16 protein-coding genes are annotated in these 14,754 nt (G+C 68.9%); 10 read left to right on the top strand and 6 right to left on the bottom strand.

Annotation, left to right across the window (positions count from 1 at the left end):
* Positions 1-9 precede the first annotated feature (9 nt).
* From U743_RS12695 to U743_RS12675, 5 genes are read left to right on the top strand one after another with little or no spacing between them, the layout of a single operon-like run.
* Positions 10-2,469: a heavy metal translocating P-type ATPase gene (locus U743_RS12695; RefSeq protein ID WP_052368115.1), complete on the top strand. Its 2,460-nt coding sequence runs from the start codon at positions 10-12 to the stop codon at positions 2,467-2,469.
* The gene (gene ccoS, locus U743_RS12690; RefSeq protein WP_043768767.1) at positions 2,466-2,651 is read left to right on the top strand and encodes a cbb3-type cytochrome oxidase assembly protein CcoS; all 186 of its coding nucleotides are present in this window, start codon (positions 2,466-2,468) and stop codon (positions 2,649-2,651) included. Before U743_RS12695 ends, ccoS begins: the two co-directional genes overlap by 4 nt.
* Before the next feature lie 48 nt (positions 2,652-2,699).
* The gene (locus tag U743_RS12685) at positions 2,700-3,419 is read left to right on the top strand and encodes a sulfite exporter TauE/SafE family protein (protein ID WP_043768765.1); all 720 of its coding nucleotides are present in this window, start codon (positions 2,700-2,702) and stop codon (positions 3,417-3,419) included.
* Between the two features lie 56 nt (positions 3,420-3,475).
* Positions 3,476-4,111 (top strand): nuclease-related domain-containing protein, encoded by a 636-nt coding sequence (locus U743_RS12680; protein ID WP_043768763.1) that lies wholly within the window; start codon positions 3,476-3,478, stop codon positions 4,109-4,111.
* A gap of 13 nt (positions 4,112-4,124) precedes the next feature.
* Entirely contained in the window at positions 4,125-4,763 is a 639-nt protein-coding gene (locus tag U743_RS12675; protein WP_052368114.1) for a LysE family translocator, read from the top strand.
* 12 nt (positions 4,764-4,775) lie between these two features.
* Here the strand turns inward: U743_RS12675 and U743_RS12670 are convergent, their stop codons facing one another.
* The gene (locus U743_RS12670) at positions 4,776-5,210 is read right to left on the bottom strand and encodes a DUF3293 domain-containing protein (RefSeq protein WP_052368112.1); all 435 of its coding nucleotides are present in this window, start codon (positions 5,208-5,210) and stop codon (positions 4,776-4,778) included.
* A 123-nt stretch (positions 5,211-5,333) separates the two neighbouring features.
* Between U743_RS12670 and U743_RS12665 the strand changes: the two genes are divergently transcribed.
* The 5 genes from U743_RS12665 (at position 5,334) to speD (ending at position 9,751) form a co-directional block, all read left to right on the top strand.
* Positions 5,334-5,930 (top strand): anthranilate synthase component II, encoded by a 597-nt coding sequence (locus U743_RS12665; RefSeq protein ID WP_043772115.1) that lies wholly within the window; start codon positions 5,334-5,336, stop codon positions 5,928-5,930.
* Complete coding sequence (gene trpD / locus U743_RS12660; RefSeq protein WP_043768761.1) at positions 5,930-6,958, top strand: anthranilate phosphoribosyltransferase; 1,029 nt, start codon at positions 5,930-5,932, stop codon at positions 6,956-6,958. Before U743_RS12665 ends, trpD begins: the two co-directional genes overlap by 1 nt.
* Complete coding sequence (gene trpC / locus U743_RS12655; protein WP_043768759.1) at positions 6,955-7,749, top strand: indole-3-glycerol phosphate synthase TrpC; 795 nt, start codon at positions 6,955-6,957, stop codon at positions 7,747-7,749. The genes trpD and trpC overlap by 4 nt, the downstream gene beginning before the upstream one ends.
* A gap of 668 nt (positions 7,750-8,417) precedes the next feature.
* Positions 8,418-8,843: an OsmC family protein gene (locus U743_RS12650; RefSeq protein ID WP_043768756.1), complete on the top strand. Its 426-nt coding sequence runs from the start codon at positions 8,418-8,420 to the stop codon at positions 8,841-8,843.
* A 101-nt stretch (positions 8,844-8,944) separates the two neighbouring features.
* A complete protein-coding gene (gene speD / locus U743_RS12645; protein WP_043768754.1) occupies positions 8,945-9,751 on the top strand; it encodes an adenosylmethionine decarboxylase in 807 nt (268 codons plus the stop codon).
* On the opposite strand, the gene U743_RS12640 is transcribed toward speD, so the two are convergent.
* The 5 genes from U743_RS12640 to U743_RS12620 are packed head-to-tail and all read right to left on the bottom strand — an operon-like array spanning position 9,748 to position 14,686.
* On the bottom strand, positions 9,748-10,431 hold the full coding sequence (locus U743_RS12640; RefSeq protein WP_052368110.1) for an MliC family protein: 684 nt from the start codon (positions 10,429-10,431) through the stop codon (positions 9,748-9,750). The two genes, speD and U743_RS12640, sit on opposite strands and share 4 nt — an antisense overlap.
* Positions 10,432-10,433: 2 nt before the next feature.
* A complete protein-coding gene (gene coq7 / locus U743_RS12635; protein ID WP_052368108.1) occupies positions 10,434-11,069 on the bottom strand; it encodes a 2-polyprenyl-3-methyl-6-methoxy-1,4-benzoquinone monooxygenase in 636 nt (211 codons plus the stop codon).
* A gap of 2 nt (positions 11,070-11,071) precedes the next feature.
* Complete coding sequence (locus U743_RS12630; RefSeq protein WP_043768752.1) at positions 11,072-11,359, bottom strand: oxidative damage protection protein; 288 nt, start codon at positions 11,357-11,359, stop codon at positions 11,072-11,074.
* Complete coding sequence (gene mutY, locus U743_RS12625) at positions 11,356-12,429, bottom strand: A/G-specific adenine glycosylase (protein ID WP_232226780.1); 1,074 nt, start codon at positions 12,427-12,429, stop codon at positions 11,356-11,358. The genes U743_RS12630 and mutY overlap by 4 nt, the downstream gene beginning before the upstream one ends.
* Complete coding sequence (locus U743_RS12620; protein WP_043768750.1) at positions 12,395-14,686, bottom strand: AsmA family protein; 2,292 nt, start codon at positions 14,684-14,686, stop codon at positions 12,395-12,397. Before U743_RS12620 ends, mutY begins: the two co-directional genes overlap by 35 nt.
* Positions 14,687-14,754: the final 68 nt, after the last annotated feature.

Here is a 14,754-nt window from a genome sequence, read left to right as displayed (position 1 = left end):
TCTGGCCCCATGAGCGCCTGCTTCCACTGCGGGGACGCGTTGGGCCCGGGGAAGCCACTGCGCGTGGCCATCGACGGCGTCGAGCGCGAAGTCTGCTGCCCGGGCTGCGAGGCGGTGGCGCTGCTTATCGCCGGCGCCGGTCTCGAAGACTTCTACCGCTACCGCGATGGTGCGCCCGCGAGCCCGCCGCCTGAGCAGCCCGATGCCTGGAGCGCCTTCGACCGGGACGCGGTGCAGCAGGGCTTCACGCGCGCGCTTACTGACGGCAGCCGCGAAGCCACACTCGCCATCGAGGGCATGTATTGCGCGGCCTGTGCCTGGCTGATCGAGCGCTTGCTGGGGGGCATCGACGGCGTGCGCGCCATCGAAGTCAATCCGGCCAGCGGGCGCGCGCTGCTGCACTGGGATCCGGCGCGCGTGCCGCTGTCGCGGCTGCTGCGCCGCATCGACGGCCTCGGCTACCAGCCGCGGCCCCTGGGGGTGGAGGCCGCCTGGCCGGCCGCGGCGCGCGAGCGGCGGGCCGCGCTCAAGCGCCTGGCGGTGGCCGGGCTGGGCATGATGCAGACGATGATGTATGCCGTCGGGCTCTACGCCGGCGCGATCCACGCCGGCATGGAGGCCGAGGTCAGCGCGCTGCTGCGCGCGGTGAGCCTGCTGGTCGCCACGCCGGTGGTCTTCTACGCTGCGATTCCCTTCTTTCGCGGCGCCTGGCGCGACCTGCGGGTGCGGCGGCCGGGCATGGACGTGCCGGTGGCGCTGGCCGTCGGCGGCGCCTATGCCGCCAGCGTCTGGAACACGCTGGTAGGCAGCGGCGAGGTCTACTTCGATTCGGTGACGATGTTCGTCTTCTTCCTGTCGGTGGCGCGTTACTTCGAGATGGCGGCGCGGCACAAGGCCACCGACGCCGGCGACGCGCTGGCCCGCACGCTGCCGGCGACGGCCACGCGCCTGGCGCCCGACGGTGAGGCGATGCGCGTGGCGCTGGCCGAGCTGGCGGCGGGCGACCACCTGCGCGTACGCCCCGGTGAGGCCGTGCCCGCCGACGGCCGCGTGATCGCCGGCGAGCCCCGTCTCGACGAGTCCCTGCTCACCGGCGAGTTCCAGCCGGTGGCGCGCGCTGCGGGCGAGGAGGTGCTGGGCGGCAGCGTCAACACCGGCTCTCCCTTCGACATGGAAGTCACGCGCGTCGGTCGCGAAACCCTGGTGGCCAACATCGCGCGCCTGCTCGAGCGCGCCCAGTCGCAGCGGCCGGCCCTGGCGCGCGGTGCCGACCGCGTGGCGCGCTGGTTCGTCAGCGGCGTGCTGCTGCTGGCCGCCGCCACCGCCGCGATCTGGTGGCGGATCGCCCCCGATCAGGCCTTCGAAGTCACGCTGGCCGTACTGGTCGTGACCTGCCCCTGTGCGCTCTCGCTGGCCACGCCTACGGCGCTGGTGGCAGCGACCTCGCGGCTGGCGCGCTCGGGTGTGCTGGTGGCGCGTACGGCCGCCCTCGAAGGGCTTGCCCACGCCGGGCGCGTGGTGCTGGACAAGACCGGCACGCTGACGACGGGCGCGCTGACGCTGCGCGGCACCGAGACGGCGCCGGGCGTCGACGCCGCCGAGGCGCGCGCGCTCGCCGCCGCGCTGGAGGCGCATTCCGAGCACCCGCTGGCGCGCGCCTTCACCAGCCGCGCCACCCCGACGCGCTCTGCCACGGATGTGCGCGTGGAGCTCGGTCACGGCGTCGAGGGCCGCATCGACGGGCGCCGCCTGCGCATCGGCCGGCCCGACTGGGCCGCGGGCGTCGACGGCAGTCACACGCTCCCTGCGCTCGACACCGATGACACGGTGGTTGTTCTCGGCGACGGTGAGCGCCTGCTGGCGCGCTTCCGTCTGGCCGATGCGCCGCGCCCGGGGGCGGCGCGCGCCATCGCCGAGCTGCGCGCGCTCGGCATCGGCGTGGAGATCGCCAGCGGCGATGCCGAGGCGCCCGTGGGCGTGCTGGCGCGCACGCTGGGTGTCGAGCAATGGCGCGCGCGGCAGACGCCCGAGGACAAGCTGGCGCGTCTGCGTCGGCTGCAGGCGGGTGGCGAGCGCGTGGTCATGGTGGGCGACGGCATCAACGACGCGCCAGTGCTCGGCGGCGCCGACGTCTCAATCGCCATGGGTAGTGGCTCGGCGCTAGCGCAGAGCAGCGCCGATCTGCTGCTGACCGGCGAGCGCCTCGATGACCTCGCCGGCACGGTACGCGCGGCGCGACGCACGCTGGCCGTTGTGCGGCAGAACATGATCTGGGCGATCGGCTACAACACGGTCGCCCTGCCGCTGGCCGCCACCGGCCAGCTCGCCCCCTGGATGGCGGCAGTGGGCATGTCCGCCAGCTCCCTGATCGTCGTCGCCAACGCCATGCGTCTGGGCCGCCGCCCGAAGGCGCGCGCGCAGAGGGCGGGTGCAAGCGTGCTCGACGCGACGCCGGAGGTCACCGGATGAAGATTCTCTTCCTGCTGATCCCGCTGTCGCTGCTCTTCTTCGCGCTGGCGGTCTGGGCCTTCTTCTGGGCCGTGCGCAGCGGCCAGTTCGACGACCTGGACAGCCCCGGCTACCGCATCCTGCTGGACGACGAGCGCGAGCCATCCCGGCGCGAAGAGAGCTCCGATGATCCCCCACGCTGAGGCCGTCGCCGCCCCGGGGTGGCCCGCCACGTCCGAGGTAGTCAGCTCATGAGCCCGGACCCGGGCAGCCTCTCCGCGGCCTTTATCGCGGGCCTGGTCGGCAGCTCGCATTGCCTGGGCATGTGCGGCGGCATCGCCGCGGCCATGGGCATGGGCACCGCCGGGCCGGGAACCGGCGCGGTGTCGGCTCTGGGCAGGGCGCTGCTCTACAACGGCGGCCGCATCGCCAGCTATGCGCTGGCGGGGGCGCTCGCTGGTGCGATCGGCCTGGCGCTCGGGCAGGCGATGCACGCACCGGTGGCGGTGGTCGTCATGCGGGTGCTGACCGGTCTGGTGCTGGTGGCGATCGGCCTGCAGGTGGCCTTCAATCTGCGCCTGCTGCAGCCGGTCGAGACGGTGGGTCTGCATGTCTGGCGCCGTATCGCGCCGCTGGCCTCGGGGCTGATGCGGCGCCGCTCCGCCGGTTCCACCTTCCTGCTGGGGGCGCTCTGGGGCTGGATGCCCTGCGGGCTGGTCTACGGCATGCTGCTGGTGGCGGTGGCCACCGCTGAGCCGACGGGCGGGGCCGCTTTCATGGCGGCCTTCGGCCTGGGTACGGCGCCCGCGATGATTGCCACCGGCGCGCTGGCCAGCCGCTTCCGTGCGCTCAGCGGCGACAGCCGCTTCCGGCGAATCGCCGGTCTGCTCGTGGTTGCGCTGGGTGCCTGGACGGCGCTGGCGCCGCTGGGCATGCAGTTGCTGCCCGGGGGGCACAGCGGGCACGGCTGATACGCGGGGGCTGGCTGGTCAAGGCCGTCGGCGCCATTCGCGCTAGGCTGCGCGCCATGGCATGGATCATCATCTTCGCTTTCGCCGCTGTGCTGCTGCTCTTCCTGCTCAAGGGCGGACGGCAGACGCCGGCGCAGGGCGCGCAGAAGGCCGCCGGCAATCGCGGCGAGGAGCAGGTGCGCGCCTTTCTGCAGTCCTTCGGCGAGCCCGTTTCCGCCGTGCTCTGGTCCGGCGACCTGAAGTATCAGGGGCGTCGCTTCGAGGTGGACGCGCTGGCGCTGGTCGCCGGTGTCGGCGTGGTCGTCATCGAGGTCAAGAGCTGGTCCGGGGAGATCCACTGCGACGCCGGCGAAACCTGGACGCAGCGCAATGAGCACGGCGAGCGCGAGCACGGCAATGCCAGCCAGCAGGCCATCCGCACGGCCGAATGCGTGCGCGGGCTGCTGAAGCGCACGCGCTGGTGGCGCGAGGCAGAGGTGCCGGTGATTCCGGTCGTGGTCTTCGCGCGCGACGATCTGCAGATCGATACCGGAGAGGATGACGACGAGCCGCAGACCGATATCGTCCAGTTCAGCGGGCTGAAGCAGTGGCTGGCCAGCGCGCAGGCACAGCAGCCGGCACCGCACTTCGCGCCCAAGGCAGCGGACGCCGAGGAGCTGCTGGCGCTGTTCCGGAGCCACGAGCTGTCGTGAAGGGGCGATCGTCGTGGCGCCGGGGCTGAGCCTCGGCGGCGTCGCCGCCCTCTTTCTGGCCATGGCGCTGCTTGCGGCCGCGCCCAGCGTGTCGGTGCTGCTGGTGTCGACGCGCGCGGTCACCGGTGGTTTCCGTCAGGGCGCCTACGCGGCGGCGGGCGTGGTTGCGGGCGATATTGTCTTCATCCTGCTGGCGGTCTTCGGTCTTGTTCTGATCGCCGAAGCCCTCGGTGGTGCGGCATTCCTGTTGCAGTACGCGGGCGGCCTGTATCTGCTGGTGCTCGCGGTACACATCTGGCGCGCCCGGGCGCAGGCGCCGGCAGCGCCGGGGCAGGAGACCGGGTCGGGCGTGTCGAGCTTCATGACCGGGCTGCTCGTGACGCTCGGCGACCAGAAGGCGATCCTCTTCTATCTCGGCTTCCTGCCGGCCTTCGTCGATCTGCAGACGCTGCACTTCGTTGATGCGCTCGCGATCATCGCCGTCGCCGTGGTGGCGGTGGGTGGTGTCAAGCTCGGTTATGCCTGGGGGGCTTTCCGGGCGGGGCGCGTCATGCCTATGCGACTCCTGCGCTGGGTCAACGCCTTCTCTGTACTGGTGTTGCTCGCCTTGGGTTTGGCCATGCTGGCGCGCGCCACGCTCGCTGCTTTCTGAGTCGGCCCGCCCTCAGTCGCGCACCCAGGCCAGGCGCGCGGGTGTGCCGCGCACCAGCCAGACCAGCGCGTTCTGACCGAAGCGGGCGGCCAGCCGGCGCGCCTCGCCGCGTGACAGTCCCGCGACGACCAGGCTGTGCTCGTCGGGCCAGCCGCCCTCCTCGGCGATATTGCAGCCCGGCAGCATGGGATGCGGCATGGCGTGCAGCAGATGCAGCAGCGCCGCCTGCAGGCGGCGGTTGGCGGCGGTGCCGAGCAGGCGGCTGCCCGGATTGCAGGCGGTGACAATGGCGGCGGTCTCCGACTCGTGTTCGAGCAGCCAGGCATCCACCGCCGGCGCCGGCTCGCCGACGCGCACATCCTCGGTGGCGGTGGGCAAGTAGACGCGGTAGCAGGTCGCCAGATAGGGCGCCTCCAACTGCCGGATGCTGGTGGATAGACGCGACATGGGGTGCCACCGTGGATGCGTGCTTGGCCCAACATGCGACGCTCCGGTGCCGAATGCAAGGCCGACGGCTTGCTACCATTGCGCCCCGGCGCGCAGCCCGCGCGCTCAGTGCGGATGCTGGCCATGGTTCTCGTCGTCGACAACTACGATTCCTTCACCTACAACCTCGTGCAGTATCTCGGCGAGATCGGCGCGCAGGTCGAGGTCGTGCGCAACGACGCCATGAGCGTGGACGAGATGCTGGCCCGGCAGCCGGATCACATCCTGCTTTCGCCCGGGCCCTGCACCCCCAACGAGGCCGGCGTCTGCCTGGAGCTGATCGAGCGCGCTGCCGGCCACATCCCGATCTTCGGCGTCTGTCTCGGCCATCAGGCCATTGGCCAGGTCTTCGGCGGTGAGGTCGTGCGCGCGCGCGAGGTCATGCACGGCAAGACCTCGGCCATCCATCACACCGGCGTCGGCGTCTTCGCCGGCCTGGAGAGCCCGCTGACGGCGACGCGTTACCACTCGCTGATCGTGGCGCGCGACAGCCTGCCGGACTGCCTGGAGCTGACCGCCTGGACCGCCACCGCCGACGGCGGCGTCGATGAGGTCATGGGCTTCCGCCACCGCGAGCTGGCCGTCGAGGGCGTGCAGTTCCATCCCGAATCCATTCTCTCCGAGCACGGTCACGCCATGTTGCGCACCTTCCTCGACTACCGGATCGCGGAGCCCGCCTGATGAAATTCACCCCGCAGCAGGCGCTGGCGCGCGTCATCGACCACCGCGAGATCTTCCACGACGAGATGATCGCGCTGATGCGCGCCATCATGGGTGGCGAGGTGTCGCCCGTTCTGACGGCGGCGATTCTCGCCGGCCTGCGCGTCAAGAAGGAGACCGTTGGTGAGATCACCGGCGCGGCGCGCGTCATGCGTGAGTTCGCCCGCGGCGTGCCGCTGGCCGATCGCGAGCATTTCCTCGACATCGTCGGCACCGGTGGCGACGGCGCGCATACCTTCAATATCTCCACGGCTGCCATGTTCGTGGCGGCCGGCGCTGGCGCCAGGGTGGCCAAGCACGGTAACCGTTCGGTCTCCAGCGCCTCCGGCGCGGCCGACCTGCTGGCCGCGCTCGGCGCGGATATCGAGCTGCAGCCCGAGCAGGTCGCGGCCTGCATCGAGGCCTGCGGCGTCGGCTTCATGTTCGCGCCCATCCATCATCCGGCCATGAAGGAGGTCGGGCCGGTGCGCAAGGAGATGGGCGTGCGCACGATCTTCAACATCCTCGGCCCGCTGACCAATCCCGCCGACGCCAAGCACTGCCTGATGGGGGTCTTCCACCCGGATCTGGTGGGCATTCTCGCGCGCGTGCTGCGCGAGCTCGGCCTGTCGCGCGCGCTGGTGGTCTGGGGCCGCGACGGCCTCGACGAGATCACGCTGGGCGGGGCGACCTACGTCGCTGAGCTGAAGGACGGCGAGGTGCACGAGTACGATATCCATCCCGAGGACTTCGGGCTGACCATGGCCTCCAGCCGCCAGCTCGCCGTCGACGGCCCGGAAGCCTCGCGCGCGACGGTCGAGGGCGTGCTCATGGGCGATAGCGGCCCGGCGCGCGACATCGTGCTGCTCAACGCCGGTGCGGCCCTCTACGCCGCTGATGTCGCCGGTTCCATCAGCGACGGCATCGAGCGCGCGCGCCACAGCATCGACTCGGGTGCGGCGCAGGCCAAGCGCGCGGCCTTTGTCGCCGCCACGCAGGCACAGCAATGAGCGACATCCTTGAGACCATTCTCGCGCGCAAGGCCGAGGAGCTGAGTGCGCTGCGCAAGCGCTACCGCACGGCCGATCTGGAAGAGCTGGCCGGCGTGGCCGATGCGCCCCGCGGTTTTGCCGAGGCCTTGACGGCTCGCGCCAGGCAGGGGGCGGCCGTCATCGCCGAGATCAAGCGCGCCAGTCCCAGCAAGGGCCTGATCCGCCAGGATTTCGACGGCGCCTGGCTCGCCGGGCGCTACGCGGAGGGCGGTGCCGCGACGCTGTCGGTACTCACCGATCGCGATTTTTTCGGCGGTGGTCCCGAGGTCCTGGAGGCCGCGCGCGCGGCCTGCGCGCTGCCGGTGCTGCGCAAGGATTTCCTCATCGACCCGCTGCAGGTACTGGAGGCACGCGCCATGGCCGCCGACTGCGTGCTGCTGATCGCGGCCGCGCTGTCGGCTGCGCAGATGCGCGAGCTGGATGCGGTGGCGCGCGAGGCCGGCATGGACGTGCTGGTCGAGGTTCACGATGGCGCCGAGCTGGAAGCCGTGCAGGCGGCTGATCTGAAGGACGGCTATCTGCTGGGCATCAACAACCGCGATCTCCGGAATTTCGAGACCAGGCTGGAGACCACCCTCGACTTGCTGCCGCGACTGGCGCCGGGCGCGCCGGTGGTCACCGAGAGCGGTATCAACACGCGCGACGATGTGGCGCGTATGCAGGCTGCCGGTGTGCAGCGCTTTCTGATCGGTGAGTCGTTGATGCGGGCGGTGGATCCGGGTGTGGCGTTGGCCGATCTGATCGGGTGATGGTGATTGCTCGCAATGTTTGCGATGGCCGGATTGCGAGGTTTTCGCACGCAGACCTCGGAGGTCATGTACCTAATGGGTGCATGTAGTTCCCTACTGCACGGGGTTTCCGCGCCGCATAACCTCTGCGCTGTCGTCTGTCGCCCCGCGACCGGCGCGGGTTTCTTTCTCTGCTTGTCCAGAGAAAGAAACCAAAGAGAGGACACCCCGAGGTGGCGCTCCGGCCCGCCTTTGGCGGGCCGGAGTCCCGGCGGCTGGCGGCGTGCTCGGGGCCGCCGTGAAGGGACATCCTGTCCCGTCACGGCTGGATCGGCCATCCGGGCCGATCCTCCCCTGCGCGCGCCACCAGCCGCCGCGCCACCAAGGGGAAGGACAGAACGGCTCGTCGCTTCGCGACATCGCGCGAAGACCCAGCAGCGATCTGTAGCGATGCCGCGGAGCGGCGAGCCAGAACGATCCGTGCCCCGAGCACGCCACCCGGCGGGCACCATGGCTTTGGTTCCTTTGGCCGTAACCAAAGGAACCCGCGCCGGTCGCGTGGCGACATCCGGTAGCGCCGTCGTTATGAAGCGCGGAACCCGAGAGCAAGGCGGGTCAACTACCTTCTCCCGATTGGCTCGAAGTTCGAAGATGGCACATCGCTTAAGCACGCTTAGAGGGATACTCCCATGGAAGTAACCATCCACCACACCAGCGGCGCCCAGTTCGTCGGCGAGACGGGCAGCGGCCATGCCATCGTCATCGACGGCCCGGAGGACATCGGCGGACGCAATACCGGCGCGCGGCCCATGGAGCTGATGCTGCTGTCGGTGGGCGCCTGCTCGGCAGTGGATGTGCTGCACATCCTGCGCAAGGGTCGCGCGCCGGTGGCGGACTGCCGCGTCAAGGTCACGGGCACCCGCGCCGAGACGGACCCTAAGGTATTCACCGCTATCCATCTGCATTTCACGGTGATCGGCGAGGGCCTGAAGTCGGCGCAGGTCGAGCGCGCCGTGAAGCTGTCGGCGGAGAAGTACTGCTCGGCCTCGATCATGCTCGGGGCTGCCGCCGAGATCACGCACGACTTCGCCATCGAGAACGACGAAACCGATTGAGTCGCGCGGCTGTCACACGCCGCCCGTTCCCGTATTCCATAATGTGCGGCCTGCGCGAAGCTTCGCGCGACCGCCCGCCGATTCATCCGGAGTAGCAGGCCTTGCCCAAGAAGACGGTCCGCAATCCCCGCCTCAAGCTTCACGGCTTCAACAATCTCACGAAGTCGCTGAGCTTCAATATCTATGACATCTGCTATGCGCGCTCGGCCGAGCATCAGCAGGAGTACATCGAGTATATCGACGAGGCCTACAACGCCGAGCGGCTGACCGACATCCTGACCCAGGTGTCGAACATGATCGGCGCGCAGATTCTCAATATCGCGCGCGAGAATTACGAGCCGCAGGGCGCTTCGGTGACGATGCTTATTTCCGAGGGGCACGCCGAAACGCCGCACGACCAGAAGAAGGGGGCGGTTGAAAAGGAGTCGGTGGTCGGGCACCTCGACAAGTCGCACATCACCGTGCACACCTATCCCGAGATGCACCCGGACAACGGCATTTCCACCTTCCGTGCCGATATCGATGTCTCGACTTGCGGCAAGATCTCGCCACTGAAGGCGTTGAACTTCCTGATCAACAGCTTCGATTCCGACATCGTGATCATGGATTACCGCGTGCGCGGCTTCACGCGCAACGTCCGCGGTTCCAAGCACTTCATCGACCACAATATCGATTCGATCCAGAACTTCATCTCTAAGGACATCAAGGATCGCTACGACATGGTCGATGTGAACGTGTATCAGGAGTACATGTTCCACACCAAGATGCGTTTGAAGGATCTGGATCTGGAGACCTATCTCTTCGGCGAGGGTGTGCGCGAGCTGCCGCCACGCGAAGCCAAGCGCATCCGCGGCCGGGTCAACCACGAGATAATGGAGATCTTCTACGGGCGCAATATCTCGCGCTAGTCGCTAGTCGCGTCGCGCTCGTAGACGCGCCCGCAGCCGCTGTAGCGATCGTCTCCCACGCCCAGCGTCACGCGCATCGGGAAGCGCTGTCCGCTCATGCTGTCGGCGCAGGGCTCGGCCACGAATTCAGCGGTGGCGCGGCCGTCGGCGCTGACGATGCGCATGCCGCCGGCCCCGCTTTCGCTGCTGCCGGCTTCGAAGATGTGCTCGCGCTCGCCGTAGTCCAGCAGCGCATGCATCTCGCCATCCGGCGAGACTTCCAGAATCCAGCCCGGTTCGTTGCCAGCAGCGCGCGCGCGCAGGCCGCTCTCGGCGGCGGCGATCCAGGGCGAGGTTGCCTCGCTGGGGGTGCATTCCACCTGCCGATCGCGATCCGGCAGGCTCAGCAGCGCCCGGTCGGGCCCCTTGGACCAGAAGGCGGTGCCGGTGGGCTCGCTGTAGCGCGCGCCCGAGGCCGCCACGGCCTGCGTCAGGCTGCGGCGGCCGCCGGGAAGATGCAGTACCAGTCGATCGGTATTGCCCTGCGGCTCGGTGCGCAGCTGCACATTGCCGCAGCGCCAGTCACGGGCGTCGCCGCTTGCTACCGCAGCCACTTCGTCGCTGGGCCTTGCCGGTTCGCCGGGGTCGCAAGCTGCTAGCCCCAGCGCCGTGAGCAGCAGCCACAGGCGCGTTGCCGGCACGTTCAGAACCAGTATGCGGTGCGCGTCATGACGCGCGCCACGCCGCGCATTGCCATGCGCACCGGCAGGGGAAGGTCGGTGCCGCCGGCTGCGCGGGCCTCATCGCCGTGGCGCGCCTCGTCCGCGCGCATCTGCGCGACGATGGCACGCGAGCGCTTGTCTGCCGGCGGCAGCCGGTCGAGATGGCCTTCGAGATGCTGCACGACCTGCTTCTCGGTTTCCTCGACGAAGCCCAGGCTCCAGCGGTCGCCGGCCATGGCCGCGGCAGCGCCCATCGCGAAGGATGCGCCGTACCAGACAGGCTGCAGCCGGCTGGGGGCTTCGCCCAGCTCGGCCAGGCGCTGCGCGCACCACTGCAGATGATCGCGCTCCTCGGCGCCGGCTTGCTGCAAGTGCCGGCGCACCTGCGGGTCGCGCGCCAGCAGAGACTGGCCCTGGTAGAGCGCCTGCGCGGCGACCTCGCCAGCGTGATTGACGCGCATGAGACCGGCGGCGTGGTGGCGCTGTGGCGCGGTGAGTGCGCCGTCCGTGGCATCAGGCGTGGGGCGCGGGGCGACTGCATCCTCGCGCTGTCGTCCAACCAGGGCGTCGCCGGCGCGAGCAAGGACGGCGTCCAGCGGGCTCAGCCGGCGCGGCATGCTCAGGTGTCCTTGGCCGCGTCCTTGGGCGGGACGTAGCCGGTTTCTGCGAGCTCGCCGCCGCCGAAAAGGAATTTCTCCATTTCCTGGGTCAGGAAGTCGCGGGACTTCTTTTCGGCGAGCGACAGGTGGTACTCGTTGATGACGCGCGTCTGATGCGCTTGCCACTCCTGCCAGGCCTCCTTGGATACGTTCTCGAAGATGCGTTGCCCCATCGCGCCGGGGTAGGGCGGGGCATCGAGGCCCTCGGCTTCGCGTTGCAGACGGGCGCAGTAGACAGTGCGGCTCATGATGGCGGCTCCTCGAGGCTTTCGAGCAGGCGGCGGATGGGGGCCGGAAGGCCCAGCGCCTGCGCGCCGCCGATTGTATGCCAGGCCCCCAGGTCTTCGCGCAGACTGACCGGATTGTCGACGGGAGCGCAGGGCATCGGCTGTAGTTGCCAGACGAAATGCGTGAAGCCGTGGCGTAGCGGCTCCGGCCTCGGCTGTTGGCGCGGCTTCAGGCCCATGGCGGCGAGGCTGGCCTTGTCGGCGGCCTCGACGATGGGGGGTGCCCACAGCCCGCCCCAGATGCCGGCTGGCGGTCGCCGCTCCAGCCAGATGCACCCATCATCGCGCGCGATGAGCAGCAGGAAGGCGCTGCGCTCGGGGCGCTGGCGTCGTGGCTTGGGCGCCGGCAGCTCGGCCGTGCGCTGCTCGCGATGCGCCACACAGTCGGCTGCCACCGGGCATTCGGGGCAGGCGGGGCTGCGCGGTGCGCACAGCCGCGCGCCCAGATCCATGATGGCCTGGGTGTAGTCGGCCAGCCGCGTATCCGGCAGGCGGGCGTCGGCCTCGGTCTGCAGCTGGCGTGTCACCGGGCTGCGCCCGGGCCAACCTTCGACGCCAGCGTGGCGGGCGAGCACGCGCTTGACGTTGGCGTCGAGGATGGCGTGCCGCTGGCCGAAGGCCTGCGCGCAGATCGCCGCTGCCGTGCTGGCACCGATGCCGGGCAGCGCGACCAGCGCGTCGAAATCGGCCGGCACTTCGCCGCCGTGCTCGGCGGCGACGCGCTGCGCAGCGGCGTGCAGATTGCGTGCCCGCGAGTAGTAGCCCAGCCCGGACCACAGCGCCAGCACGTCGTCGACGGAGGCTTCGGCCATTGCGGCGGGGGTGGGAAAGCGAGCCATGAAGCGATCGAAGTAGCCGATGACCGTGGCGACCTGGGTCTGCTGCAGCATGATCTCCGAAACCCAGACACGCCACGGGCTGCGCGGGTGCTGCCAGGGCAGATCGTGCCGGCCGTGCTGGTCGAACCAGCTCAGCAGGCGGTCGGCGAAGGCGGCCTCAGCTACCGGTCCCACCGGCTTCATCGTCTGCATTGCCGTCCTTTGGAACGTCGGCGTCGGGTGCTGTCTTCTGGTCGCCCTCGGTATCGCCTTGCTTCTTGTCGGCTGGTTTGTCGCGCTCGCGGCCGAAGAGGCTGCGCAGCGCGTCACCGGCCTTCTCGCCGATCTCCTTGTCGATCTTCTCCTGCAGGCGCCCCTCTTCCTTGCGCACCTTCTCGCGCAATTCGTCGCCGCGTTCTCCGGCGGCCTCGCGCAGTTTGCTCGCGGCCTGCTGTTCCAGCGCCTTGCGCAGGTCGAGACGGATCTTCGGGTCGGCCCAGCTGCCGCTGACGCGAATCGGAATCTCGATGCCGGCAAGCTCGGACAGCTCGGCGCCCGCCTGGCCCTCCAGACTCTTCACGATGCTGGGGCGCGCCAGCACGTCCAGTTCCTCACCGACCAGATTGACGGTGCCGTCGCCGAGCAGGCGGAACAGCGGGTTGCGACCGTCCAGTTTGGTGATCTCCAACAGGCCGTCGGTGATCTTCGCGCTGGCGACGAGCGAAGCGAAATCTGTCTTGGGCTTGCCGTCGCTCTCCACGGCTGCCTCGCCACGCAGGCGTCGGCGTGCGTTACGCAGCGTCTGTGCGATGTCGAAGCCCTTGACGGCACCGTCGCTTAGCGACACAGACAGTGTGCCGTTCAAAGCCTTGCGAATATCGCCGACCGTCTTGCCCCGGCTGCTCAGGTCTACCTCAGCATTGGCGAGACCTTCGGCGAGGTCACGGCCAAGGAAATCGGCGAGCAGGTCGCCGCCGGCGACCGAGGCGACCTTGAAGCGCGTGCTGTAGCGCGGTGTCTGCCCGGGCGTGATGGTATTGCTCAGGTCGATGTTGCCGCCGTAGAGCTTTGCCGTCAGCCGCTGTGTCTTGGCGCTACCCTTGGGTGCGTCGACTTCCAGCACGACATCGCGCATGGTCATGCCCTGTGCAATGAGTTCGCCGATGCGGATGCGTCCCTTGGCGTTGATTGCCTCCAGCATTTCGGTGGGAACGGCGATGTCGTTGATGTCACCGCTACCCTCTTCGCCATCCTTGCCTGCCTGCTCGGATACCTGCGCGTCGGGTGGTAGATAGCGGTCGATATTGATGGCGTCGACCCCGATGCTGAAGTTGATGCGCTGGGTCGTGAGATCCTGCAACGAAGCCTCGCCCTTGATCTGAGTGTCATCGAGGCGGATGGTCAGCTCGGGAACGGAGACACTGCTCGAGTCGGCCTTGAAGCGCAGATCCAGTTTCGCCGCTTTCAGAACATCATTGTCGCGCGTGGCAGGCGCTTCGATAGCCAGCGCAGAGAGCACCGCCCGCGGCGAGAACTCGCGAGTGCCGGCAGTGCCCGAGAAGCTCGGTGCATCACCGTTGAGACCCTTGCCCTCGGCGTTGAAGTCCGCGGTGATTCCCGCCGTCTGCATTCGGCCGTCGCTCAGGCTGAAGAAGCCGTCGGCGGCGTTGAACGAGGCCTTGCCGGTAATCGCCAGGTTCTGTTTGCCCCCTGGTACGGCCTCACCGGATGCGATGATATCCAGAGCCAGCTGGCGCAACTCGTAGACTTGCTGCTCGATATCGGCATCGATTACGCCCGACAGCGTCATCTCCGCAGTTGTGGTCGGCTCGCCGCCGCTATAGCTTGCGCCGAAGCTCAGGTTGAAGGGTTCGCCGGGACGGATGCGGCCGGTGGAAAGTGACACACCCTTGATGCGATGCGTCACGCCGGCAGCGGCATCTGTGTAGCTGAGCGCCGCGTCGCTGATGCGTATCCCGGATACCTCCAGACTGCTTATGGCGAATCCGTCCTCGTTCTCGGTAATCGGTTCGTCGGTCTCGGGGGCTGTCTCCTCCGTTGCGGACGCAGCCAGGTCGGCCCAGTTGTTGCGGCCCTGCGCGTCAACCGCGAGATTGACGCGCAGTCCTTCCAGACTGATTTCGTCGAGCACGACTTCGCGCCGCAGCAGCAGCGGCAGCAGCTTGATGCCGGCGGCCACGCTGCCTATTTGCGCGAAGGGTTCCTCGCCGAAGCCTTCCGCATTACCCAGTGTCACGCCCTCGGCGCCCACCGCCAGCCACGGAAAGACGCGGAGCGACAGGTCGCCGTCGATGCTGAAGCTGCGTCCGGTCTGTTGCTCTACGGCAGTCCCGATCTGCTCGCGATAGTCGTTGGGGTCGAATAGCGCGACGGCGGTGGCGAGCGCCGCCGAGACCACTAGCAGCACGACCGCGACGAGGATGGCGGCGATCTTGAGGAACTTGCGCATGGGATGACTAACCGGCAGTTGAGTGGCTGCCGGCAGTCTAGCGAATGCCGCATGAACCTCGTCTGATC

Source organism: Algiphilus aromaticivorans DG1253 (assembly GCF_000733765.1).
Classification (GTDB): Bacteria; Pseudomonadota; Gammaproteobacteria; order Nevskiales; family Nevskiaceae; genus Algiphilus; species Algiphilus aromaticivorans.
This window is presented reverse-complemented; position numbering and strand designations above follow the sequence as displayed.

What these genes read in the sequence shown, in the direction of transcription:
- U743_RS12670 (WP_052368112.1), bottom strand. Translation starts at nt 5,210, where the DNA reads ATGTCGCGTCTATCCACCAGCATCCGGCAGTTGGAGGCGCCCTATCTG.
- U743_RS12620 (WP_043768750.1), bottom strand. Translation starts at nt 14,686, where the DNA reads ATGCGCAAGTTCCTCAAGATCGCCGCCATCCTCGTCGCGGTCGTGCTG.
- U743_RS12680 (WP_043768763.1), top strand. Translation starts at nt 3,476, where the DNA reads ATGGCATGGATCATCATCTTCGCTTTCGCCGCTGTGCTGCTGCTCTTC.
- U743_RS12695 (WP_052368115.1), top strand. Translation starts at nt 10, where the DNA reads ATGAGCGCCTGCTTCCACTGCGGGGACGCGTTGGGCCCGGGGAAGCCA.
- U743_RS12650 (WP_043768756.1), top strand. Translation starts at nt 8,418, where the DNA reads ATGGAAGTAACCATCCACCACACCAGCGGCGCCCAGTTCGTCGGCGAG.
- trpD (WP_043768761.1), top strand. Translation starts at nt 5,930, where the DNA reads ATGAAATTCACCCCGCAGCAGGCGCTGGCGCGCGTCATCGACCACCGC.
- coq7 (WP_052368108.1), bottom strand. Translation starts at nt 11,069, where the DNA reads ATGCCGCGCCGGCTGAGCCCGCTGGACGCCGTCCTTGCTCGCGCCGGC.
- trpC (WP_043768759.1), top strand. Translation starts at nt 6,955, where the DNA reads ATGAGCGACATCCTTGAGACCATTCTCGCGCGCAAGGCCGAGGAGCTG.
- mutY (WP_232226780.1), bottom strand. Translation starts at nt 12,429, where the DNA reads ATGCAGACGATGAAGCCGGTGGGACCGGTAGCTGAGGCCGCCTTCGCC.
- ccoS (WP_043768767.1), top strand. Translation starts at nt 2,466, where the DNA reads ATGAAGATTCTCTTCCTGCTGATCCCGCTGTCGCTGCTCTTCTTCGCG.
- U743_RS12685 (WP_043768765.1), top strand. Translation starts at nt 2,700, where the DNA reads ATGAGCCCGGACCCGGGCAGCCTCTCCGCGGCCTTTATCGCGGGCCTG.
- U743_RS12665 (WP_043772115.1), top strand. Translation starts at nt 5,334, where the DNA reads ATGGTTCTCGTCGTCGACAACTACGATTCCTTCACCTACAACCTCGTG.
- U743_RS12630 (WP_043768752.1), bottom strand. Translation starts at nt 11,359, where the DNA reads ATGAGCCGCACTGTCTACTGCGCCCGTCTGCAACGCGAAGCCGAGGGC.